The organism is Pantoea sp. (assembly GCF_032114055.1).
GTDB lineage: Bacteria > Pseudomonadota > Gammaproteobacteria > Enterobacterales > Enterobacteriaceae > Pantoea.
This window is the reverse complement of the sequence record NZ_DAMCTB010000013.1, coordinates 80,526-104,521: the sequence shown is the minus strand read 5'-3', so window position 1 is coordinate 104,521 and position 23,996 is coordinate 80,526. Positions and strand designations below refer to the sequence as shown.

The window sequence follows — 23,996 nt, the reverse complement described above, 5'->3', positions numbered from 1 at the left end:
GCGTTCTTATCGATGCCAGCAGAGGCGACAGCGTGTAGCATAATAAAGATTACTAATGAGCGAGAATGACAGGGCTGCTCTGAACTGTAGTATGACAACTGACGAACAGAGGTTCCTGAGTAAGAGGTACTATAAATATTTCGTGTTTGCTTTTCCCTGTACGGTATCTTTAAAAAAAGCAGAACTCATCAGCACGAAAAAAATAAAAAAGCACTTAGCCATGCTGTTCTGACTGTCATAGCCCATAGCATTTTTCGTCAGTGGCGAAAACCGGATAGCCACAGGCCATGTTAAGATAAAGAGGAGCAGAGTGAGGATAGCATTATCCTATCGTATTCAATCGTTGAGAGAGGGCGCGCATTTACTGTCAGCCGCATGTCATCGCCAGATGATCCACATAATCAATTTCAACGGTGCGCGTAACACCTTAACGCCTTCTGCAACAAATGAAACCCGCCGCAGGGAACAGAGAGACTGATTTAAGAAAGGTTGAATTATGCTCAGAAAAAGCAGGAGTCAGACAGATCAAAGCCGCGCCCTTAAATAATAGGCGCGGCTCTAGTGAAGGAGATATGAAAGGTTGTCTTTTGGCTCATCGGCCAGATGAGAAAATAGTTCCGCTAGCCACACGGACGAACCGAGGCCGCCAATAGTAAAGCTGGGTTCGGATAAAAAAACCATCAGTATCGTTTGCAGATGAATAGATACGATAACGGCCCTCTTATAAGAAAGATATTTTCTTCAATTTCAGAAACACCTATCTGTAACGACTGGGGATCGAGCGTAAGCTCTGCCAGAAGCAGATTAAAAATATCATCAGGCGTCGTATCATCTGACGACGTGATAACATCACTGATTTTGTAACCATACGTTTTACTATCTATTTTTCTGCCATGAATTAATGCAATACGCCGGTTTACGACTGTAACATCTTCGCCCGTTGTTGCCTGTCCGTTAATCAGTAAGTAACCCGAATCCTGGTTAATAAATCGCAAATCCTGAGAGACATAAAAGTAGAGGGGTTTTCCTTCGCGACGGCTGAGATCGTAACGGCTGAATGCAGAACAACGAAACGAGTACTCGTTATCCTGTTTTTTATCATGCACACTGGCCACGACTCCCGCTAGCGTGGTAAGGATTGCAATTATTATAAGGCTGACATTACGCTTCAATACATCCTCCAGTCCAGATAGTAAAAGTTGTCGCAGGAAATAATATGATTTTGACTATCCAGATTACATGCGGAAAGAATGGTTCTGCCATAATTATCTGTATCAATTGAGGGGTTTTTGTCGAAGTACAAACGCCTTCCTGAAACACAGGACAGATTATTTTCTTTGAGCATTTCAAGGATCTGTTTACTCAGAGACTTTTTCTCAAATATATCTATCCCCTGCAGGATTACGGCCTCACATCCTCCTGCCAGCTTGATAGTGCTCAAGGGCGAGGTTTCGTCAGCAGTATACTGCGTATTGAAATACCAGAAAATCGCTCCAGTCACGGCCAGCATGATAAATAAGATGGCAGCCGGCCCTGCCGTTAAGGCCGTTCTTTTGGTTACTTTATTACTGACATCAGGTGCAGGCAGCTTTGAATTTTTATTTTCTTCAACGATGACCTCTACCGGTCTTTCATCATCCGGCACTTCTGCAGGCTCCTGCGGAGATGAGGAGTGCCGCTTAATGCTGATTTCGGTATTCAGGCGAATACCTATTTTTGGAATGGTGACGATAAGGTTTTCACAACCGTAAGCCGCAAGTGCCCGGCGAAGAACGCTCAGATATTGATTCAGATTACTGTTCGAGCCACGCAGACCATACTTATCCCACACCTCGGTCAGCAGAACATCTCGAGACAGTATGTCCCCCTGTGAATTCAGTAGCTGCTCAAACAATCTGCCGGATGAGATGCTCAGACTCAGTGTTTCCTGAGTAGGAATATGACTGAGCGTGCAGTCATCAGAATTGTAGGCAATCTGATCATCGATAATGTAAATCATTAAGAATTCACTGAATTTTTGCTCATTTGCGACAGTATAATTCAGCTTATATAAAGAAGCACCTGGGAGACAATTCTGATCTGCCAGTGTCAGAACCAGGTGTTCAGCATTCTGGATTATTTATTTGATTCAGTACCGACAGTTGTGACGCTATTCCCGCCGGATAACGTTTTTTTCTCTGTCAGAAACTGACGTGCCGTCCGGACTCAGGGATGCCGATGCGTACAGAGAAGTTTTTTTCAACACTCTGACAGTGTCGCGCGCAACGCATCCTGTCCTGCCCGGTTAATGAACTGATGCCGGGACGGATGGCTGTCGTCCTGCTGGAGACAGATTAAGCAGAGAAGAATCTCTACTAATCTGCATCTTTCCTGACAAAAATAGCCTGTGCAGCGCAGCCTGACGATCCTCACCAGCACTACACTTATTCGGGAGAAAATCACCTCCGGGGACATCAATGAAAATTGCAGCTTTCGATATTGGCGGGACCTCATTAAAAATGGGCGTCGTTGACGATCAGGGAAATATCCTTGTCAGCGACAGTAGTGATATCTCACATAGCCTGCGCGACGGGATACTTGAAGAAATCCTGACATGGCTGGAAAAGAATCCTGGCTGTACGGGAATTGCTGTCAGTACACCCGGTTATATCGACGCCGACGTCGGATATATCGCCATGGGCGGCACGATTCGGGACTTTGACCATTTTCACCTGAGCCAGTGGCTGTCAGAGAAAACGTCATTGCCTGTCACCGTGGAAAACGATGCGCACTGTGCTTTACTGGCCGAGCAGTGGCTGGGAAAAGCCAGAAAGCTGAACGATTTTCTGATGCTGACGATCGGCACCGGACTTGGTGGGGCAGCTTTCTGCAACGGCGCGCTGATCCGGGGAGGCCGTAATCGGGCAGGTGAGTTTGGCTGTCTGCTCACGTCACGTCCCACCAGCAGCGACATTGAACGTCATACGATGAGCCAGAGCTGCACCATGACAGCCCTGCGCAGAAATTACAGTGAGTTGCGAGGAGTGCCCATTGATGACGTTAGCGGCAAAGACGTTTTCGACGCATACGATCAAAACGAAGATGCTGCGCAGAAAATCGTCACTCAGTTCTATCAGGACCTTGCAGCCTGTTTATATAACCTGTTCAGCGTTTTTGATCCGCAGATGATTTTTATCGGCGGAGGAATTACCGCCCGCGAGTCATTTATGGCGGAGCTGGGTGAGCAGCTGGCAAAATATGATCTCGATATCCATATTGATGCTGCAACGTATGGCAATGACTCCGGCATGCTGGGCGCCACCTGGAATTTTCTGCAGCGCCGGCCGTCCCCCCAGGGCTGACTCATGGCTGGAATGCCGATATCGGGATGACCCGCCCGGTTCGGGCTGGCGCTCTGCCAGCCCGAACCGGGCGGGTCATCGCCATAAAGGACCCATGCTCAAGGCCATTCTTTCACATCGCACGTGCAGTTTCAGAGTGGCTTGGCGTTCACCCTCGCGCACCCTTTTTCGGTGCCTATTTCAAACCCGATATCGGCGTCTTTCTGCCGTACAACAGTCAGACATGCATCACCGTGTTGTAGTACCCGCGGTGCCATTTCGCGAACGAAAGCGCCCTGGCCCGCTGACTCGCTGGTCTTAAACAATAGTTTATCTGCCCCAACGCCTCTTTGGCACTGAACCGGCAGAAGCAGCCTGACAGCAGTGTGCCCTGGTAATGTCAGGAAACCGATCAGAACGTGTAGCTCAGTGCCAGCGTCGCGGATACGTTGTTGCGCCGGGCAACGACAGGGCTATCCGCAGCATGTTTATCCAGCCAGGTGTAATCAGCGATAACGCTGGCAGCCCACGCAGACGTAAACTGATGGCTCCATGTCAGACTGCTGTCAGTGCCATAAAATCCGCCCGCCGCGCCATAACGTTTAAAGCCGCTCTGCGCGCTTTGCTGACTGCTCACGCCATACCAGGTGTTCATATAGCGTCCATCACCTGACAATGCCGCGACCTGCAGGGCCACGGTGTCGCTGCTGGTCTGCCAGGGAATCAGCGTGACTGATGTCCGGTACTGTACGCCCTGGCTGTCACTCAGCGGCAGTGTCGCTTTCTCCTCCAGCACCAGCCACGGCGTGACTGACCATCCCAGCGCCAGTGACGTGTTCAGCGTCGGATCGATCTTCCCCATGCCTCTGAGCCGATCGTCACCGTCGCGCCAGGAGGAATTCCGGTCCGAACGCCCCAGCCCGTAGCCCAGCGTATGTTCCAGATAGAAGCCATTATCCGTCTGCAGGTCATAACCCACGCCCTTCTGCGAGTCGAAAAAAAGTGCGCCATCGCGTGCCTGGACCAGCGGCAGCAGCTGCCAGTGCTGTTTATCTGCACCGCTGTAGCGCGGTGCATTGATGGCGGCGATGCCCAGCGTCACGCTCGGGGGCGGCGTCGCTGAAGCATCCGCGACCGCATCAGCCGTAAACCAGCCCAGCGAAAAACAGACCATGTGAAGCGTTATTTTTCCGGTTATCATCACCTCTCCTCATTATCACATCAGGGGCGGAGCTGAGGGATCCAGTGCCGCATCATCGCCTGGAGTATGCGTGGCGAGTGTCAATGAACGGCCAGGGATTTATGAAGAAACAGTCAAGGTGCTCCGGAAATGCAGTCAAAACGTGTATTGATTATTGAAGATGACGCCGATGCCGCAGGCGTGCTTGAGGCTTACCTGAAACGTGAAAATTATGAGGTCACAATTGCCGGTGACGGTCCTGGCGGGCTGGAGATAGCCAGACGCTGGCAGCCTGATTTGATCCTGCTGGATATCATGCTGCCAGGCATGAACGGTACCGAAGTACTGGCTGCGCTGCGACGTCGCGATGACACGCCAGTAATAATGGTAACGGCGATGAGCGATACGCCGGATCGCATCGGTGCCCTGCGCTATGGCGCAGATGACTATGTGGTCAAACCCTATCATCCGGGCGAAGTGGTGGCGCGCGTGCAGGCCGTGCTGCGCCGCAGCCAGAGTCACGCACCGGTCAGCGAGACTCTGCGCTGGGCCGATCTGGTGGTTGACCCCGAGGCACTCACTGCCGTGGTCGACCGCGGCAGCGCCGCGCCGCGCCGTCTGGATCTGACGCCCACCGAATTTTCCCTGCTGGTCACCCTGATGCGGGCCCCGACGCGACCTTTTACCCGCCTGTTCCTGCTGGAACAGTGCCTGCCGGAGAGCGATGCGCTGGAGCGGGTGGTCGATACGCATGTCTATAACCTGCGCCGCAAGCTGGAAGCGGCAGGCATCTCAGACGTTTTACCGGCGGTACGCAGCGTCGGCTACCGGTTCAGACAGCCATGAAGCGCGATACCTATACGTCGCTGTGGCGCTGGATCTGCCTGCGGGTGCTGTTTCTGGCCATCGGCAGCGTAATCCTGATCGCCCTCTGCATGTGGCTGCGCTTTGCGGTGCAAGCCTTCTGGGTGTATCAGCGGATGCCAGCGGCGGTCGCAGAGGAGTTCACCCGTCTGCGTCTCGATCCCGCCAGCGATCCGGCGCGCTTTCACCAGATTGTCGATCGCTGGTGGGGAATTACCTTTTCCGATCCCTCGCTGGCCTCCTCTGACTGGCTGACCGTGCTGGTGCTGGTCATGGTCGCCATTCCGTTTATGGTGCTTATGGCGCTGCGGTTTGCCCGACCGCTGTCGGCGCAGTTCAGCCAGCTGGCAGGTGCGGCGCGGGCCGTATCGAAAGGCGAATTTGGCCGGACAGCCGCGGTGGTAAAAGAGGCCCCGCAGGAGCTGGTGCGCTTTACGGAAGACTTTAACCAGATGACGCAGCAGCTGGCCCGATACGAGCGCGAGCTGCGCACCTCGCATGTCGCGATGGCCCATGAACTCCGATCGCCCCTGACGGCGGCGATCGGCCGTCTGCAGGGCATTCTGGATGGCGTTTTTCCGGCCGAGCCGCAGCAGCTGGCGATGATCATGAAGCAGCTGACACAGCTCAGCCGCCTGACTGACGAACTGCATCTCCTCTCACTGGCGGATGCGGGGCAGCTGACCCTGAACCGCGAATGGATTAATCCCGGCGAGCTGCTGCGCGAGCGCATCGGCTGGCTGCTGCCGCAGGCGGAACAGGCGGGCGTGAACATCCACGTAACCTCGCCGGAGGATCTGCTGCTCTACGGTGACGCCTTCCGCCTGGGTCAGGTGATCACCATCCTCACTGAAAATGTGCTGCGCTACGCGGCGGAAGGTGGCGCATTGCAGATCACGGCCAGCACGCGCGATCGGGTAATCGTTCTGACCTTCCGGGATTACGGTCAGGGTGTGGAACCGGCATTTCTGCCTCAGCTGTTTGACCGCTTTACCCGCGCCGACTCCTCCCGCGCCCGTCACTCCGGCGGCAGTGGCCTGGGGTTGTCGATCGCCAAAGCAATTGTCGAGGCGCACGGCGGGTCACTTGAGGCCACGCTGCCCGCTGACGGCGGATTACTGATTGGGATCACGCTGCCAGCGGAATAAATTGTTCTGACTTGACCATTTCTTGATGGTTCATGGAACGTTTCTGGACACAAGCCGGGTTCAATGAGCACAACGCATTAAAGGAACCCGGTTATGACAGACTTCTTATCTGATGCTGCCCGTCTGCTGTGGCGTCATCTCTTCACCGTTCATAGCGTTACGCCCATGGTGTTTCTCCTGCCCGGCGTATTCATTCTGGCTGGCTGCCGGGACAATAATCCGCCGCCTACCGCTGCGCCGATCCGGACCGTCAGGACCGTGATCGCACCACCATTCAGCACCGATGCGTCACAGGAGCTGACCGGCGAAATCCGCGCTCATGATGAGGTTGCGCTGGCGTTCCGGCTGGATGGCCGGGTGGTCAGCCGCACGGTGGAGCTGGGGGATCGTGTCAGCGTTGGCCAGCCGCTGGCAGCCCTGGAAAATAGTCAGTTGCGTAATCAGCTGAGCAGTGCGCAGGCCGACCTGGACAGCGCCCGTGCCGCCGAGCAGGTTGCCGCGCTTAATCTGCACCGTATGACGCTGCTGATGCCCGGCGGGGCCATCGCCCGCAGCCAGCTGGACAGCGCCCGGGCAGACTGGCAGAGCGCGCAGTCGCGCCGTATCAGCAGCGAGGCCGCGCTGAAAAATGCCCGGGATAACCTCAGCTGGACGCAGCTCAATGCGCCTGCGGCGGGCAGGATCACATCGGTTTCCGTTCAGCCCGGTCAGGTGGCCAGCGCCGGACAAACGGTGATGACGCTGGCCGCGAATGATGCGCGCGATGCGGTGTTTGACCTGACCAGGCCTGCCCTGTTACGCCCGGAAAATGGCGCACCGCTGAAGATAACGCTGCTCGCCGATCCCGGTATTCAGGCCAGCGGAACGGTGAGAGACATCAGCCCGCAGGCCGACCCACAGACCCGCACCTGGCGGCTGCGAATCACGCTGCATCAGCCACCTGAGGCAATGGCCCCAGGCGCCACGGTCACCGTCAGCCTGCCCGATGCGCAACCCCCCGTGATCGCCCTGCCCGCCAGCGCCCTGACCCGCTCAGCCGATCAGCCCGCGCTGCTGGTGGTTGATGCTGCGTCACGCCTGGAACGCCGGCCTGTTGTGCTGGCGCGCTTCAGCGCCCGACAGATCTTTGTCGCATCGGGACTGCGGCCAGGTGAGCGCGTGGTCACCGCCGGTATCAGCACACTACAGCCTGGTGAAAAAGTAAACGTGATGCAGGCGTCGTTATGAATAAGCCGGCTGGCGTCAATCTCTCTGGCTGGGCGCTGGCCCATCAGCAGCTGGTGATCTTTTTCATGCTGTTGATCATGGCTGCCGGGGTGCTGAGTTATGAACATCTGCCGCGCAATGAAGATCCGGCGTTTACCATCAAAACGGCCGTCATCTCGGCGCAGTGGCCCGGCGCGGATGTGAATACCACCGTGCAACTGCTCACGGACGTGCTGGAACAGAAGGTGCAGGAGATCCCCTCACTGGACGCGGTTGAGAGCGAAACCCGCGCCGGACGGACGCTCATCTACGTCAACCTGCGTGATGACACCCCGCCCTCGCAGGTGGCGGACATCTGGTATCAGTTGCGCAAAAAGATGCAGGATGTCACCCCCCTGCTGCCGCAGGGCGTCGTGGGTCCGGCGGTTAATGACGAATTTGATGATACCTTCGGCACGATTTACGGCTTCACGGCAGAGGGATTCAGCGCCAGAGAGTTACGCGACCAGGTCGATGCGCTGCGCCGGAGCCTTGCCAGCCTGCCCGACATCGGCAAAACCCGTCTGCTGGGCGTACAGGAGCAGCAGGTCGTTATCGCCTTTTCTCCGCGCAGGATCAATGGGATGGGGCTGGATTTACAGCAGGTCAGCGACGCCATCAAAGCGCAGAACGACGTTGTTCCGGCGGGCAGCCTGCGCACCGATCGCGAGAATATCGCACTGCGGGTCAGCGGCACGCTGACCTCGCTGAAGAGCCTGCAGGCGATAACGCTGCATATAGGCGACCGCTTTATACCGCTCACCGATCTCGCCACCCTCAGCCTGGAACCGGCCGATCCCCCGACGCCGACGTTCCGGGTTAACGGCGAACCCGCTATCGGGCTGGCGATCGCCATGTCCGCCAGCGGCAACATGCTCCATTTCGGTAAGCAGCTGAGTCAGCGCATGCAGACCCTGACCGATCAGCTGCCGCACGGCATTACCGTGACCCGCGTAGCCGATCAGTCTGCTGTAGTAATGCGTGCGGTCAGCGGGTTTGTCCGGATACTGGGCGAGGCGGTGGTCATCGTCCTGGCCGTCTCATTTGTCTCGCTGGGTCTGCGTGCCGGGCTGGTGGTGGCCGCAGCTATTCCGCTGGTGCTGGCGATGACCTTTACCGGCATGTTACTGGCTGGCATCGGCCTGCAGCGGATCTCGCTGGGCGCACTGATTATCGCGCTGGGGCTACTGGTGGATGATGCCATGATCACCGTTGAAACGATGGTGGCGCGGCTGGAAGCGGGTGACAGTCGATGGCAGGCCGCGACCCGGGCTTTTAAAACCACCGCCTTTCCGATGCTGACGGGTACGCTGGTGATGATCGCCGGTTTTATTCCGGTCGGATTCGCCGCCTCCAGCGCGGGCGAGTACTGCTACTCACTGTTTGTGGTCATCACCCTGGCACTGCTCTGCTCCTGGATCGTCGCGGTGATCTTCTCTCCGCTGACCGGCTGCTGGCTGCTGTCCGCAAAGACCATCAAAGCCCACCCGCCTGGCTGGCTGATGCGCAATTATCATCGTATGCTGGCGCGGATCCTGCGCCACCGGCGGATGACGATTGGCGTGGCCCTGGTGACGCTGCTGGTCAGCCTTTACGCTACCCGCTTTATGCAGGGTGAATTTTTCCCTGCTTCCGATCGGCCGGAGCTGCTGGTCAGCCTGACGCTGCCTGCCAGCGCGACCCAGGCGGAAACCACCCGCCGCACTGCCCGGCTGGAAAAGATATTGGGGGGCGAGCGGGATGTCACTACCTTCACCAGTTACGTGGGGTCGGGCGCGATACGCTTCTACCTGCCGATGGATGTGCTGCCTGACAATGAAAACATCGCGCAGCTGGTGGTGGTGGCGAAGGATCTGCCCGCGCGCGATCGGCTGCGCAGCCGGCTGGAACAGAAGCTGGCGGCGGAGTTCAGTGATATCACCACCCGCGTCTCGCCGCTGGAGCTGGGCCCGCCAGTAGGCTGGCCGCTGAAATATCGCGTCACCGGCCCGGACAATGCCCGGGTGCGGCAGGCTGCCAGCCAGCTGGCGGCGCGACTCGCCCGCTCTCCGCTGACCCGCGACGTCAATCTTACCGCGGGCGAGCCGGAGCGGGTTATGACGCTGGCGGTCAATCAGACCGCCGCACGCGCCGCCGGCCTCTCCTCCGACACGATAGCCCAGGCGCTGAATACCCTCCTGTCCGGCAGCGTGGTGACCACCCTACGCGATCACAACCGGCTGATCGATGTGGTGCTGCGCAGTAATGATGCAGAGCGGCAGGACACCGACACATTGGCGGGATTAATGATCACCAATACCAGCGGAAAAAAAATCCCGCTGCGGCAGGTGGCGACCCTGAACTGGGGCGTGGATGATCCGGTCATCTGGCGGCGTCAGCGGCTGGCCACTATCACCGTGCAGACGGATATCGCGCCCGGCCAGCGAGCGGAACAGGTTTCACAACAGCTTGCGCCAGCCATTGGCACACTGCGCGCCGCGCTGCCCGCCGGATACCACATTGAAGAGGGAGGTGCGGTAGCGGAGTCGGACAAAGGCAACGGTTCCGTGTTTGCGCTACTGCCGATCACGCTCTGCGCCATGTTGCTCCTGCTGATGATCCAGCTGCAGCGATTTTCCCGCATGCTGCTGGCGCTGAGCATGGCCCCGTTTGGCCTGCCCGGCATTGTTCTGGCGATGCTGCCAGCAGGCACACCGCTGGGATTTGTGGCGCTGCTGGGCATTATCGCGCTGGCAGGCATGATCATCCGTAACGCGGTGATCATGATCGGTGAAGTGGATGCCAACCTTCGGGCCGGGCTGCCCGCCAGTGAAGCGGTCAAAGAGGCCGCGCATCACCGTGCGCGTCCTATTGTGCTGACCGCCTGTGCGGCAATCCTCGGCATGATCCCGATTGCCCATCAGGTGTTCTGGGGGCCGATGGCGCTGGCGATTATTGGCGGGCTCATCAGCGCAACGCTGGCCACGCTCACGGTGCTGCCCGCGGCGTTAAGCCTGCTGTTGCAGCGCAGGGCGCGGTAAACCGCTTCCGGCGGGATCGCCGGGGGCGGTCAGTTTATCACCTCAACCAGAATCAGTGGGCACTTTCTGACTTTGCAGGCCTGACTGTAGGCCAGCGAGCAGACTGAACAGAGGTCACGCACGTCAGACTGGTACTCATACTCCATGAAATAGCGGAAACGTCCGCCGGCAGCGTCTGTTCGCCAGAATCGCTGTGGTTCGAGAATTTCGTCCAGCTGCCTGAACGTCAGGGCTGACGGGTTATGAAACCCGACTCTTACGCGATATGTTGTCATGCACCGATTATTGGCATTCCGGCACCCTGCCGCCAGCTGGTTATTATTTTCAGTATGATAGCTGCCGCTTATCAACCCGCGCAGCCCGGTGAGGCAGGCAATTCCGCCAGCAACGCCAGCAGATGCAGGACCGCTTTCGACGGATGATGACGACGCCAGGCAAAGGCGACATCCGTAAACAGCGTATTGTTTTCAATGTCGCTGAAGCAAACCTCAGGATTGTCGACGCAGCGCATCGACGCCGGAACCAGCGCGATGCCACAGCCCGCTGCGACCATCCCCAGAGAAGTGGTGATCTGCGGCGCCTGCTGAAAGGTGTGGCGGGAAAATCCGGCCCGCAGACAGGCCGTGACGATCAGCTCATAGAGGCTGGGTGAGACGTCGCGCGGAAAGATGATCAGGGTTTCGTTCGCCAGTGCGGAGAGCGCCAGCACAGGCGTGCCGCTGAGAGGATGGCTGCGCGGCAGGGCAATCAGCATTTTTTCGGTGGAGATGATGCGCAGATTAAAGGCTTTGCTGCTTTCGCACGGCAGCCGGATAAAGGCAGCATCCAGCAGCCCCTCCTGCAGATCCTGCATCAGCAGCGCCATGTTCTCTTCCCGCGTCAGCAGCATCATCGACGGATAACGCGCCGTAAACTGGCGGATCAGGGTAAAAATGCGCGGATTAAAGGCCACCGAGCTGGCAAACCCCAGCGACAACTGGCCGCTGATCCCGCGGGCAATGCCGCGTGCGTTCTCCAGCGCCTGGTCGGCAAGCTGCACAATCTGCAGCGCATCCGCCAGAAAGGCCTCTCCCGCTTCCGTCAGCTCCACTCCGCGCGTCAGCCGCTTTAACAGCGGCGTACCAATCTCCTGCTCCAGTCGCAAGATCTGCTGACTCAGGGGCGGCTGCGAAATTCCCAGCTTCTCTGCAGCGCGGGTGAAATGATGCGTTTCAGCAACGGCAACAAAATAACGCAGATGGCGCAGTTCCATATTAAAAACGTCTCAAAGTTAACAGGTTTCACTATTGGATCCGCCAGCGGAATCGGTTCACCATTAGGTTAACACGGCTTAACGGTTATTCGATGAGGCATCAAATGAGCAATTATGTAACTGATTGTTCCTGCGAGGATCAACTGAGACATACCGTCCTGAAACTCTCTCGGGATGTACCAGAAAGCGTTATCTATCAGACCTCTCTGATGAGTGCGCTGCTGAGCGGCGTTTATGACGGCAACGTCAGAATTGCTGACCTGTTGCGTAAAGGTGACTTCGGTCTGGGCACGTTTAACAGGCTGGATGGCGAGATGATTGCGTTCGACAGCAAGGTCTATCAGCTGCATGCCGATGGCAGCGCCCATCCGGCCGACCCGGCACAGAAAACCCCGTTTGCGGTCATGACCTTTTTCAGACCGCAGCATCGCTATGAGTTTGACCGGCCGCTGTCGCGTGAGGCAATTCATCAGGTCATCGACCGTGAGATCACCTCTGATAATCAGTTCTGCGCGCTGCGCATCAGTGGTCATTTCAGCCACGTCGACACCCGCACCGTGCCGTGCCAGTGCCGTCCCTATCGCTCAATGCCGGAAGTCCTGGACGACCAGCCCACCTTTGCTTTTCGCCAGCGCACGGGCGAGCTGATTGGATTCCGCACGCCGCAGTATATGCAGGGGATCAACGTTGCGGGCTATCACGAACATTTCATTACCGACGATCGCCAGGGAGGGGGGCACATTCTCGACTACGCGCTGGAACGGGGCACCCTCACCTTTGGTGCCATCAGCAAGCTGGTCGTGGATTTACCGCAGGACAGCGACTTTCTGAATGCCGACCTCAACCCCGCCAACCTTGACGCCGCGATTCGTGCGGTCGAAAGCTAAACAGAGGAATAATAATGAAGACGCCAACCGATACCACACTCTGGACCTGCGGCGCTGACCTGGTGGTCGCACAGCTGGAAGCGCAGGGCGTTCAGCATGTCTTTGGCATTCCCGGCGCAAAAATCGATAAGGTTTTTGACTCGCTGCTCGACTCGTCTATCCAGACCATCCCGGTTCGCCATGAAGCCAACGCCGCATTTATGGCCGCTGCAACAGGTCGTCTCACCGGCAACGCGGGCGTGGCGCTGGTCACCTCCGGGCCGGGCTGCTCAAACCTGATCACCGGTATGGCGACCGCCACAAGCGAAGGAGACCCGGTGGTCGCACTCGGCGGCCAGGTCCGACGCTCCGACAGTGCCAAACAGGTGCATCAGAGCATGGACACGGTGGCGATGTTTCGCCCGGTCACCAAATATGCCGTTGAGGTCACCGATCCCTCGGCGCTCTCTGAGTGTCTGTCGAACGCGTTTCGTCACGCTGAACATGGCCGGGGTGGCGGTGCCTTTATCAGCCTGCCGCAGGATATTGTCGACCAGCCGGTGACCGGCAAGGCGCTGAGCAGCAAAGGCAGGCCGGTGCTGGGCGCCGCGCCTGATACCATGATCGACGCGGTCAGCCGGGCGATTGCCGCAGCGAAAAATCCGGTTATCCTGCTGGGTCTGATGGCGAGCCAGCCGGAAAACAGCGAGGCGATCCATGATCTGCTGACCCGCAGCCATATTCCGGTGACCAGCACCTATCAGGCGGCAGGGGCGATCAGACAGGCGCATTTCTCACGTTTTGCCGGGCGCGTCGGCCTGTTCAACAATCAGGCGGGCGATCGGCTGCTGCAACAGGCTGACCTGATCATCACTATCGGCTACAGCCCGGTAGAATATGAACCAGCGATGTGGAACAGCGGCAGCGCCACCCTGATCCATATCGACGTCATTCCGGCAGAGACCGATAACCGCTACCTGCCGGATGCCGAACTGGTGGGCGACATCGCCGCCACGGTGCGCAAATTGGCGGCACGCATCACTACCCCGCTGCAGCTGACCTCAGAAGCGGCCGCTATTCTGGAAGATCGACAGCAGCAGCGTAAATTACTGGCGATGCAGGGAGCCAGCCTCAACCAGTTTGCCCTGCATCCGCTGCGCATCGTGCGCGCCATGCAGGACATCATCAACAGCGACGTCAGCCTGACGGTCGATATGGGCAGCTTTCACATCTGGATCGCCCGCTATCTCTACAGCTTCCGCGCCCGTCAGATCATGATCTCCAACGGTCAGCAGACCATGGGCGTGGCACTGCCATGGGCGATTGGGGCCTGGCTGGTCGATCCGCAGCGCAAGGTGGTATCCGTGTCCGGCGACGGCGGCTTCCTGCAGTCCAGCATGGAGCTGGAAACGGCCGTGCGGCTGAAAGCCAATATTCTGCATATCGTCTGGGTGGATAACGCCTACAACATGGTGGCGATGCAGGAAGATAAAAAGTATCAGCGCGTCTCAGGCGTCAACTTTGGCCCGGTCGATTTCAAAGCCTACGCAGAAGCCTTTGGTGCGGCGGGCTTTGCAGTAACCCATGCTGCCGAGCTGGAGCCGATGCTGCGTCAGGCGATGGATGTTCAGGGCCCAGCGGTCGTGGCCGTGCCGGTCGATTACGCCGACAACCCGCTCCTGATGGGTCAGCTGCATCTGAGCCAGCTTCTTTAATCTCACGTTAATAAGGAATGGATGATGAAAAACAGAGTGGCACTGGTGACTGGCGCAGGCCAGGGGATTGGCGAAGCGATCGCCCTGCGTCTGGCAAAAGATGGCCTGGCCGTGGCGGTAGCCGATTTCAACGCGGAAACCGCACGTCAGGTGGCGGAGAAGATCAACCAGCAGGGCGGCAAAGCGATCGCGCTGAAGGTGGATGTCTCGCAGCGTGATCAGGTCGTGGCCGCCGTCGAAGAGGCGCGTCGCACGTTAGGCGGGTTTGATGTCATCGTCAACAACGCCGGTATCGCCCCCTCCACGCCCATTACGGAGATCACCGAAGCGGTGGTCGACAGGGTCTACAACGTCAATGTCAAAGGGGTGATCTGGGGCATGCAGGCCGCGATTCAGGCCTTCGCCGCAGAGGGACACGGCGGCAAAATCATCAACGCCTGTTCTCAGGCGGGTCACGTCGGCAACCCGGAGCTGGCGGTGTACAGTTCCAGTAAGTTTGCGGTACGCGGCCTGACCCAGACCGCCGCACGCGATCTGGCCCCGGCCGGTATCACGGTCAATGCCTTCTGTCCGGGCATTGTCAGAACGCCGATGTGGGAAGAGATAGACCGGCAGATCTCCGAAGCGGCCGGGAAACCGGCCGGTTATGGCACTGAAGCATTTGCGAAACGCATTACGCTGGGCCGCCTCTCTGAGCCGGAGGATGTCGCCGCCTGCGTGGCCTATCTTGCCAGTCCCGACGCCGATTATATGACCGGTCAGTCACTGCTAATCGATGGCGGTATGGTGTTTAACTGAGGACGCATCGCCTGTTGCGCGCAGGTGCAGCAGGCACGTTTCCGCTCAGGTAAACCGTTAATTTCTTTTATCTTAAAAACGGTTGATCATCAGCATGTTGCCCTTTTTCTACGCATTCTGCCGCCACAGCGATTAAAGCCGCTTATCACCCTGCCGATAAAACAGAGACTCCTCTCCCTGACTGAAGCGACCATGTTAACAATTAATCATAATGACGCCGCCGCTAAAGTGAGCAGTGCGCGGTACAGCACAGAGTCGATTCTGGGACGAACGATTGAACGCTTATCATCAGGGATGCGGATTAACAGTGCGAAAGATGACGCGGCGGGTCAGGCGATTGCCAACCGCATGGCGGCCAACGTCAATGCCGATGCGGTGGTGGCGCGGGGCCTTAATGACGCAATCAGCTATGCTCAGACCGCCGATGGCGGCCTGAGCAGCATCGTCAACATGCTGGTTCAGGCGCGCGCGCTCTCCGTTCAGGCCGCGAACGGCACACTCTCCGACGCCGATCGGCAGAGCGTTAACGACCAGTATCAGCAGATTCTGGCCGGCATCAACGACATCGCCGATCAGACCGAAATTTTTGGCCGCTACCCGCTGGCGACCAACGATCCCGATCTGCCTCCCGCGAAGCTGGGCAACGTCGATCCGATAAACACAAAATTTCCGGTAGCGGGCAAAAACTACTCGTTTACCTCCGGTGTTATCCCGCTGGCCTATATTCCGGCAGGATCGACGGGGATTGCTATCACCATCGACTCCCTGGGACAGGATGATGACCTTCAGCTGTTTACCCGCGACGGGAAGCATCTGGCCGGGACACCGCTGGACGGCACAGCACCCGACTACACCTGGACCAGCAAGGGCATCAACGATGCGGCAACAGCAGACGCCCGCCTGCTGACCAGCAACAATGGTTTCGCCCCTGGCGCGACCTATGACAGCACGCAGCTGCTGGAAGGGGGAGCAAGCTGGGCGCTGGCCGGCAGTAACAGTGGCAGCTACAACGGCATGAACATCACCTACAGTGGTGACGGCGATCGCTATGAAGATGTCGCCAGCGGCGATTTTAATAACGGCACCAACACCGGTACCCGGCTGGAGCGCATTTCGCTGGATACCGTCACTGAAGATCTGATTGTGGTTGTTGTCGGCAACGGCTCCTTTACCGCCAATCTGACCTGGGGAAATCTGCCTGAGCCCAAAGGCGTGCCGGCCACTCCGCCCCATGAGAGCCGCCCACTGGAGGTGATCACCAGCGCCGATTACGGTCAGCCGGTGCAGTCAGATAGCATTCCTGCAACCCCCTCAGACACCAAAGCGCTGGGGCTGAACAACACCACGCTGCTGACCAGTGGTGATATCACTGTCACGATGAAGGCGCTGGATGGCGCGCTGGCGAAGGTCAGCGGATACCAGTCCCTGTATGGTGCCAAAATCAACCGCTACGAGTCGAACCGTAACGTGTTAGCGCAGCAGGGCGTGGATACCGCCACAGCCCGCAGCCGTATCCAGGATGCCGATTATGCTGAAGAAGCGAGCCAGCTGGCGCGCAGTCAGATCATTCAGCAGGGTCAGACGGCTGTCAGCAAAATGGCCAATAAAACGCCGGAGATGATTATTCAACTGTTAGGCAGCTAACCTTCTGAAAGGGCTCAGCATTCCGTCTAAGCCTTTTCTTCCCGCCCCGCGTTACCTCTTCTGATCCCATGCTGTTCTGGCCCTGAAGGCCGGATAACGCTGTCATTCCTTTTGATCCCGATCACACAATTTCGTTTAAGAACCGTTTAAGAATGACGACGATCACCTTTCTTTGTTAAATAAATGATAAAAAAGGATAACACCTTAATATCATCTCTCTGGTCAGGTCTAATTAAAACAATAGCTTAATCGTTAACAGGCTAAGTATTTACCTGACTTTCTCTGCTTTACAATAACTTTTCTATAACTTTTACACCATTGTGAGGAGTGTAATTTTGCTGACGGTACTGGGTTTTTCCATGGTGGTCTGCTTTATGTATCTGATCATGACCAGGCGCATGTCCGCCCTGATTGCGCTGATCCTGATCCCCACCCTCTTTGCGCTGATAGGCGGTTTTCACGCGGGCCTGGGAGCCATGATGCTGGATGGCGTCAGAAAACTGGCCCCTACCGGTGTCATGCTGACCTTCTCCATTCTCTACTTTGGTCTGATGATCGATGCCGGATTATTTGATCCGCTGGTGCGCTTTATTCTGCGTCTGGTGCGTGGCGACCCGCTGAAAGTGCTGGTCGGGACTGCGGTTTTAACCCTGCTGGTTTCGCTGGATGGTGACAGCTCAACCACCTATATGATCGCCATCGCCGCTTTCCTGCCGCTCTATCACCGGCTGGGTATGAACGTGCTGATGATGACCTGCCTGGTGAACCTCGCCAGCGGCATCATGAACCTTTCCCCCTGGGGCGGACCGACGGCCCGCGCCGCTGCGGCGCTGCGCATTGACGCCCTCGACATTTTTATTCCGATGCTGCCCGCCATGCTGCTGGCGTGCGTCAGCCTGGTGGCGATGGCGGTGCTGTTTGGCCTGCGTGAGCGCAAGCGTTTAGGCGTGATGAGCATAAAAGAACATCACCTGGATAACATTGAGCTGGGCCTGGGCGATGCCGAAGAGTGCGCTGCTAACCGGCGTCCAAAGATGTTCTGGCCGAACTTCATTCTGACCACCGTGCTGCTGGTGCTGCTGGTCATTGGCTTAATGCCGATTCAGATCCTGTTCATGCTGGCGTTTGCGGTTGCGGTCATGCTCAACTATCCGACGCTGGAGGAGCAGAAAGCCCGCATCAGTGCGCACGCCGGAAACGTGCTGGCGGTGACGTCGCTGATTTTTGCCGCCGGCATTTTCACCGGGATCCTCTCCGGTACCGGCATGGTCGATGCCATGGCGAAGAGTCTGCTGGCGGTGATCCCGCACAGCTTCGGGCCTTACCTTGCGCTCTTCACCGCACTGATCAGCCTGCCGTTCACCTTCTTTATGTCGAATGACGCCTTTTACTTCGGCATTCTGCCGGTTATCGCACAGACGGCGGCCAGCTATGGCATTACCGCAGAAGAGATTGCCCGCGCCTCCATCGTCGGCCAGCCGTTCCACCTGCTGAGCCCGCTGGTGCCCTCCGTTTACCTGCTGGTGGGCCTGGCGAAGGTCGATATTGGTGACCACCAGCGCTTTGCCATCAAATGGGGGATTCTGGTCAGTCTGGTTCTGATGGCGGGAGGCCTGATCACCGGTGCTTTCCCACTGTTCCACCGTTAATCGTCGGTTTTATGGCGGATAACCGGCAATTTTGCCCGGTTATCCGCTTCACCGCTCCGCCTACTGTTTCAACCCTTTCTACACTCTATAGCCAGACTGAGATCTGCGTGCCGGACGGTGCCAGCCTCGGGTCATTTTCCGTTAACGCTGTGGGGTCCCGATGAAAATTCACCATCTTAACTGTGGCTGTATGTGCCCGCTGGGCGGCGCGTTCTATGATGGATTCAGCAAAGGCCTGAAGGCACACCTGGTCTGCCACTGCCTGCTGATTGAGACCGACCGCGATGGGCTGGTACTGGTGGATACCGGATTCGGGCGGCAGGATATTCATGCGCCCGGCAGCCGCCTGTCCGGCTTTTTCCGTGCACTGAACAACATTCAGCGACGTGACGATCTCACCGCGCTGGCGCAGATCACGGCACTGGGATTCCGGGCAGAAGATGTGCGGCATATTATTCTGACCCATCTCGATTTTGACCATGCCGGCGGACTGACTGATTTTCCGCAGGCCCGCCTCCATCTGTTACAGCAGGAGGTCGATACCGCTCATCGGCGGCATAGCTGGCTGTCGCGTGAACGTTATCGTCCCGGACAATGGGGCGGGATCAGCCAGTGGGAGACTTATCAGCCGCAGGGAGAGCGCTGGTTTGGTTTTGAGGCCGTTAACCGGCTGCGTGACCTGCCGCCAGAGATTCTGCTGGTGCCGCTGGCAGGCCATACGCCGGGGCACGCGGGTATTGCCATCCGCCAGTCCGATGGCTGGCTGCTGCACGGCGGCGATGCCTGGTTTTATCGTGGGGAGATGCGGCAGCAGACACGGCACTGCACGCCGGGGCTGCGCTTTTATCAGTGGATGATGGGAATGGATAACCGGGCCAGACGGCATAATCAGCAGCGACTGCGGGAACTCTCCTGCCAGCACGGCAGCGAGATTACCTTTTTCTGCAGTCATGACGCGCGCGAACTGGATGGCTTGCAGAGTCATGTACCGCTGCGCTGATAAGAAAGCCGCCTCTGCTGAATAAGGCAGCAGGGTGACCGGGTGAGGTGCGAACCTCTGTTCATCACCCTATGCCAATATCATTACTGACGGGCTCAGAAGCTGACTCCTGAGCCCTGATGCGGCAGCCTTTTCAGCGGCGGCGTCATCCCGTGTAATCAGCCTGCACGGGATCGCCCGACCGCTTCTTCAGCTGCACAGCAAGCCAGGGGGCGGTAAGACTCTGTTCCGCACGGCTGACCGCTTCCGGTGAACCAGCGGAGACAACCCGCCCGCCCTTCAGCCCGGCACCGGGTCCCAGATCGATGACCCAGTCCGCCTCGGCCACAATCCGCATGGTGTGTTCCGCCATCACCACAGTGTGACCACGCGTCACCAGCTCATCCAGTACGTTCAGCAGCTTATCCATATCCGACGGATGCAGGCCTGTTGAGGGCTCATCCAGCAGATAAAGCGTAGCGGTGCGCTGCACGCGCTGCAGTTCCCAGGCGAGCTTGATGCGCTGACACTCGCCACCGGAAAGTTCGGTGGCGGGCTGACCCAGCGTCAGATAACCCAGACCCAGCGACGTCAGCGCCTTCAGGGAACGCTGGATCCCCTCATACTCCCGGAACCGCTCGGTGGCTTCATTAACGGTGAGCGCGAGCACGTCGGCGATCGTGAGATCATTCCAGGTCACCTCCAGCGTTTCAGCGTTATAACGGCTTCCTCCGCAGACTGAGCAGGTTGCCGTTGCGCTCGGCATAAAGAGCAGCTCGATGGAGATCTGCCCCTGCCCTTCACAGGCAGGACAGCGTCCGGCGGGCAGATTGAATGAAAAGCGGCTGGCGCTGAATCCTCTGGCTTTCGCGGCAGGTGTATCGGCAAAGAGTCTGCGGATAATGTCGAAAAATCCGGTGTAGGTGGCAAGATTCGAGCGGAGTGTCCGACCGATGGGACGCTGATCAATTCTGACCAGCCGGCGGAGGGCGTCACCGCCACTGACAACCTGCCCTGTCACTTCCGGCACCGGTTCTTCCTCTTCGCCCTCTTCGCTGTCAGCTGGCGTATCAAAACGTCCAAGCATTTCGGGCAATACGCGATTCAGTAACGTGGATTTGCCTGAGCCTGAAATCCCGGTGACTGCGGTCATTCTCGCCAGCGGGATAGCGATATCCACTCCGGCGATATTGTTGCAGACGATCTGCGCCAGCCTGAGCCACTGTTCTGCAGGGCGACGCCGACGCAGCCCGGTGTAACTGTGCGCAAAGAGATACTCTGCAGTCGGGGAGGCACTGACTTTTTCCAGACCGGCTGGCTCCCCGTTATAGACGATCGCGCCGCCGTGACTGCCCGGGCCAGGCCCGACTTCCACCAGCCAGTCAGCCTCAGCAATCAGGTCTGTATTATGCTCGACAACCACCAGCGAATTACCCGCCCGGACCAGATTCTTCAGCGAGGCCAGCAGCGAACGGACATCCTCGGGATGCAGGCCCGCAGACGGCTCATCCAGCACGTAGAGCACGCCAAACAGACGGGAAATCAGCTGGGTGGCCAGACGCACGCGCTGCAGTTCGCCAGAGGAAAGTAGCGTAGTGCGACGTCCCGGCGCGAGATGCCCCAGCCCCAGCGTCTCGAGCTGCCCCAGCCGCGTGCAGATATCGGCGGCCATTCGGATTACCGCCTCGCGCAGCGCCGCTTCGGCGGGCATATCGGGTGATTTGCCCTGAGCGTAAGGTTTCAGCCGTTCGTTCAGTTCAAAGACCGGGCGTTCACTCAGGCTGGCGATATCCTCACCGGCAAAAGTGACAGAGAGCGCATCCCGGTTAAGCCGTTTACCGTGACATTCCGGACAGGGCGCGACCGTCACAAAGCGCGCCAGCCTTTTTTTGGTGGTGTCACTGCCACCCGCATAGCCCTGCAGCACGATTTTTGCCGCGCTGGTGTAGGTGCCGGTATAGGCAGGCTCTTCGCCCGCCGCCCGCGCTTTTTCCCGCTGCGCCGCGTTCAGCCCGGCGAAAATCGGCACCGAGGGTTGTTCATCGGTCAGTAATATCCACTGCCGATCGCGGGAGGAAAGCGTGTGCCAGGGCGCATCAACGTCGTAGCCAAGCGTCTCCAGAATGCTGCGCAGATTTTTGTTATGCCAGCCTCGGGGCCATGAAGCTATCGCCCCCTCGCGGATGCTGAGTGATTCATCCGGGACCATCGCTTCGGTTCTGACGGTGTGCACCCGGCCGAGTCCCTGACAATGCGGACAGGCGCCTTTGGGATGGTTAGGCGAAAAACAGTCGGCCGTCATAAAGGGCACCCCCTCAGGCCTTACGCCCGCACGGGAAAACAGCAGGCGCAACGTAACGGAAATGCGGGTCAGGCTTCCCACCGTTGAGCGTTCCTGCGCACCGCTCCGGCTCTGCTGAAGCGCCACCGCGGGCGGCAGCCCGTCGATATTGTCCACATCCGGCGCAGCGGCCTGATCGATCAGGCGGCGGGCATGCGGCGAAACCGACTCAATAAACCGGCGCTGCGCTTCTGCGTAGAGGGTATCAAAAGCGAGTGAAGACTTACCGGAGCCAGAGATGCCGGTAAAGACCACCAGCGCATTCCGGGGGAAACGCAGCGACACCTCTTTGAGATTATGTGTTCTGGCACCCTGAACCGAGATATCAGGGTCTATATGCTCATCAGCGCGGTCAGGATCGGTGGAATTCGGTTCTCTCATGATGTCCCTGTTTGATCATCTCCGGCAGGCTTAGGACCGCCTGCCGATATTAGCTGAAAGTGGTGATGGCCGGATGAGTGTTCAGGCTATCCGGCCTGTTCCGACATCGGCACCCAGGCAAGGGTAGTCAGGGATCCCGGTATGTACAACGCGGAGAGGTGATGTCTGAGGGAAAGAAGCGGGCAACTTATCACGGATTAATCCACGCGCTTGCCTGCAATACTCCGTCAGCGGCATAGCGGAACAGCGCGCGCTGGTTGTCGTTCCGCTGGAGCTGATAAGCGTCCAGCGAGCTGGCCTGCAGGATGACCACGCCGAAGCGGGATTCTCCGGTTTCCGGACCCGTTGACTCACCTGCCAGAGGCGCCGTTGCCCGCACCTCGCCCGGTGGTCCACCGTTGTATGTCTGCCGGGTATGCGGCGGTAGCGCACGCCAGGTGTTCCGGGCAATCTCACTGCCTGCCGCATAACAGTGAACCTGCCCGGCCAGGCGCAGTTGCAGGCGGCGCTCATGGCAATATCCCAGCACGGTGACCTGGGGATTTGCCGCCATCTCCTGCCATTTCGGGCTGCGAACATCGGTGTGAAAAGTCAGCATCCGGCGCTCATCATCACATTCGCGCAATACCACGATGCGCGCCTGAGGCCGTTGTGCGGCATCGACCGTGCAGAGCGTCACATAGCGGAATCCGGCGTGCGGGCCGGCGGCCGCTTCCATGAGTCTCGCCCAGGCCGCAGCTTCAAACGATCTTAAATCCATAGGCTTATCTCTCTGGTCAACGTTCAGTTATCGGCTAAGCGTAGCAACGAAGCGGCAGGATGACCTGCCAGTACAGCCATGAACAGCGCCATACATACAATGTAAACAGCGAACAGAGGCGGGAAACAGGCAAATTTCCCGGCATTGCGGGGGCCTCACATCGTAACGAAATCGCTTCACGCCCGTCTGCGACACCTGCTATTTTTGCCGCATAGCCTTTAAACTGATCCGCAGGGAGTGACAGCATGTCAATGGACACGTCGCCTGGAACGCAGCCGCAGGTCATCTCACCACGCCTCACCTATCGCCCGTTGCGCCAGCAGGACTGGCCTTTCTATCTGGCCGTCAGTCAGGATCGATCGGTGATGAGATACATCAGTGACCCGCGCAGTGCAGATGAGATCAGAACACAGTCGTTTGATGTGCGGCTGCCTGCCTGGTACAGGGGCTGCCCGCACTGGCTCTGTCTGGTGATAGAAGAAAAAACCTCCGGCTATCCTGTTGGCCTTTGCGGGTTTATCGATCGCGGAGAGGATATTGCGGAAGTGGGTTTTCTGCTGGCCGCAGAGGCGCAGGGCAAAGGTTACGGCAGCGAATCGCTGCGGGCCACGATCGCCTTTTGCTTTGAGCAGCAACATTACCGCAAAATGATCGCCACCGTCACAGCCGGTAATGTACCCTCACGCCAGACCCTGCTCTCAGCCGGTTTTATTCAGGAAGGCACCTTGCGGCAGACCTTCTTTCTCAACGGCAGATGGCAGGATGACTGGGTCTTCGGCTTGCTGAAAGAGGAGTACCGGCCAGCAGCACGAGAATGAGCGGCTGGCGCGCAGT

19 protein-coding genes are annotated in these 23,996 nt (G+C 58.1%); 12 read left to right on the top strand and 7 right to left on the bottom strand.

The window, feature by feature from the left end:
• Nucleotides 1-680 precede the first annotated feature (680 nt).
• Nucleotides 681-1,172: a FidL-like protein gene (locus RT657_RS17805; protein ID WP_313656048.1), complete on the bottom strand. Its 492-nt coding sequence runs from the start codon at nt 1,170-1,172 to the stop codon at nt 681-683.
• Nucleotides 1,169-1,999, bottom strand: coding sequence for a winged helix-turn-helix domain-containing protein (locus RT657_RS17800; RefSeq protein WP_313656047.1), 831 nt, complete (start codon nt 1,997-1,999; stop codon nt 1,169-1,171). The genes RT657_RS17805 and RT657_RS17800 overlap by 4 nt, the downstream gene beginning before the upstream one ends.
• A 457-nt stretch (nt 2,000-2,456) precedes the next feature.
• Between RT657_RS17800 and RT657_RS17795 the strand changes: the two genes are divergently transcribed.
• Nucleotides 2,457-3,341, top strand: coding sequence for an ROK family protein (locus RT657_RS17795; protein ID WP_313656046.1), 885 nt, complete (start codon nt 2,457-2,459; stop codon nt 3,339-3,341).
• A 391-nt stretch (nt 3,342-3,732) separates the two neighbouring features.
• Here RT657_RS17795 and RT657_RS17790 read toward each other — a convergent pair whose 3' ends face one another.
• Nucleotides 3,733-4,521 carry a MipA/OmpV family protein gene (locus RT657_RS17790; protein WP_313656045.1) on the bottom strand — a complete coding sequence of 263 codons (789 nt, stop codon included), beginning with the start codon at nt 4,519-4,521 and terminating at the stop codon, nt 3,733-3,735.
• Between the two features lie 129 nt (nt 4,522-4,650).
• On the opposite strand from RT657_RS17790, the gene RT657_RS17785 reads away from it, so the two are divergent.
• The 4 genes from RT657_RS17785 (at nt 4,651) to RT657_RS17770 (ending at nt 10,777) form a co-directional block, all read left to right on the top strand.
• Nucleotides 4,651-5,346: a response regulator gene (locus tag RT657_RS17785; RefSeq protein WP_313656044.1), complete on the top strand. Its 696-nt coding sequence runs from the start codon at nt 4,651-4,653 to the stop codon at nt 5,344-5,346.
• Entirely contained in the window at nt 5,343-6,512 is a 1,170-nt protein-coding gene (locus RT657_RS17780; RefSeq protein ID WP_313656043.1) for an ATP-binding protein, read from the top strand. Before RT657_RS17785 ends, RT657_RS17780 begins: the two co-directional genes overlap by 4 nt.
• Nucleotides 6,513-6,605: 93 nt before the next feature.
• Complete coding sequence (locus RT657_RS17775) at nt 6,606-7,739, top strand: efflux RND transporter periplasmic adaptor subunit (protein WP_313656042.1); 1,134 nt, start codon at nt 6,606-6,608, stop codon at nt 7,737-7,739.
• The gene (locus RT657_RS17770; protein WP_313656040.1) at nt 7,736-10,777 is read left to right on the top strand and encodes an efflux RND transporter permease subunit; all 3,042 of its coding nucleotides are present in this window, start codon (nt 7,736-7,738) and stop codon (nt 10,775-10,777) included. Before RT657_RS17775 ends, RT657_RS17770 begins: the two co-directional genes overlap by 4 nt.
• A gap of 29 nt (nt 10,778-10,806) precedes the next feature.
• Here the strand turns inward: RT657_RS17770 and RT657_RS17765 are convergent, their stop codons facing one another.
• Both RT657_RS17765 and RT657_RS17760 read right to left on the bottom strand, forming a co-directional pair.
• Nucleotides 10,807-11,052, bottom strand: coding sequence for a hypothetical protein (locus tag RT657_RS17765; RefSeq protein WP_313656038.1), 246 nt, complete (start codon nt 11,050-11,052; stop codon nt 10,807-10,809).
• Nucleotides 11,053-11,123: 71 nt separating this feature from the next.
• Complete coding sequence (locus RT657_RS17760) at nt 11,124-12,029, bottom strand: LysR family transcriptional regulator (protein ID WP_313656036.1); 906 nt, start codon at nt 12,027-12,029, stop codon at nt 11,124-11,126.
• Between the two features lie 104 nt (nt 12,030-12,133).
• On the opposite strand from RT657_RS17760, the gene budA reads away from it, so the two are divergent.
• The 6 genes from budA (at nt 12,134) to RT657_RS17730 (ending at nt 19,701) form a co-directional block, all read left to right on the top strand.
• On the top strand, nt 12,134-12,916 hold the full coding sequence (gene budA / locus RT657_RS17755; RefSeq protein ID WP_313656034.1) for an acetolactate decarboxylase: 783 nt from the start codon (nt 12,134-12,136) through the stop codon (nt 12,914-12,916).
• Nucleotides 12,917-12,930: 14 nt separating this feature from the next.
• Nucleotides 12,931-14,610: an acetolactate synthase AlsS gene (gene alsS, locus RT657_RS17750; RefSeq protein ID WP_313656033.1), complete on the top strand. Its 1,680-nt coding sequence runs from the start codon at nt 12,931-12,933 to the stop codon at nt 14,608-14,610.
• 24 nt (nt 14,611-14,634) lie between these two features.
• On the top strand, nt 14,635-15,408 hold the full coding sequence (locus RT657_RS17745) for a (S)-acetoin forming diacetyl reductase (RefSeq protein WP_313656060.1): 774 nt from the start codon (nt 14,635-14,637) through the stop codon (nt 15,406-15,408).
• A 192-nt stretch (nt 15,409-15,600) separates the two neighbouring features.
• Nucleotides 15,601-17,052: a flagellin gene (locus tag RT657_RS17740; RefSeq protein ID WP_313656032.1), complete on the top strand. Its 1,452-nt coding sequence runs from the start codon at nt 15,601-15,603 to the stop codon at nt 17,050-17,052.
• Between the two features lie 335 nt (nt 17,053-17,387).
• Nucleotides 17,388-18,701 carry a CitMHS family transporter gene (locus RT657_RS17735; protein ID WP_313656030.1) on the top strand — a complete coding sequence of 438 codons (1,314 nt, stop codon included), beginning with the start codon at nt 17,388-17,390 and terminating at the stop codon, nt 18,699-18,701.
• Nucleotides 18,702-18,861: 160 nt separating this feature from the next.
• On the top strand, nt 18,862-19,701 hold the full coding sequence (locus RT657_RS17730) for an MBL fold metallo-hydrolase (protein WP_313656028.1): 840 nt from the start codon (nt 18,862-18,864) through the stop codon (nt 19,699-19,701).
• A gap of 145 nt (nt 19,702-19,846) precedes the next feature.
• On the opposite strand, the gene RT657_RS17725 is transcribed toward RT657_RS17730, so the two are convergent.
• Nucleotides 19,847-22,402 (bottom strand): excinuclease ABC subunit UvrA, encoded by a 2,556-nt coding sequence (locus RT657_RS17725; RefSeq protein ID WP_313656026.1) that lies wholly within the window; start codon nt 22,400-22,402, stop codon nt 19,847-19,849.
• 190 nt (nt 22,403-22,592) lie between these two features.
• Complete coding sequence (locus RT657_RS17720; protein ID WP_313656025.1) at nt 22,593-23,162, bottom strand: pyridoxamine 5'-phosphate oxidase family protein; 570 nt, start codon at nt 23,160-23,162, stop codon at nt 22,593-22,595.
• A gap of 245 nt (nt 23,163-23,407) precedes the next feature.
• On the opposite strand from RT657_RS17720, the gene RT657_RS17715 reads away from it, so the two are divergent.
• Nucleotides 23,408-23,980, top strand: coding sequence for a GNAT family protein (locus tag RT657_RS17715; protein WP_313656023.1), 573 nt, complete (start codon nt 23,408-23,410; stop codon nt 23,978-23,980).
• Nucleotides 23,981-23,996 lie beyond the last annotated feature (16 nt).